The sequence below is a fragment of the Ulvibacter sp. 2210JD10-4 genome (assembly GCF_058148525.1).
On the sequence record NZ_JBYVJZ010000099.1, the window covers coordinates 1 to 237 of the forward strand.

The following is a 237-nucleotide window of genomic DNA, read 5'->3' on the forward strand; positions in this document are numbered from 1 at the left end:
AAACCAGTTTGTTTCCAGGCAATCTGCCATCGCATTCCTAGCGCGATGAATGACAACCCAAAGGTTAGACGGGGTAATATCAAATTCATTACAGATAGCTTCGGTATCAAAACCATCGATAATTTTCATTTTAAAAATTGCAGCTTGTCTCTCATTTAGACCATTCAGGCAGTTTAAAATTGCTAAACCCAATTCTTCATTTTCCATGTTGTCTTCGGCAGTTTTATCAAAGGGGTC

General features: G+C 38.4%; 1 protein-coding gene. It reads right to left on the reverse strand.

Features of this window, described 5'->3' with window-relative positions; all coding sequences use genetic code 11:
• On the reverse strand, nt 1-237 hold a 237-nt coding region (locus tag ACY2RT_RS15635; RefSeq protein WP_490156833.1), incomplete at both ends, for a sigma factor-like helix-turn-helix DNA-binding protein.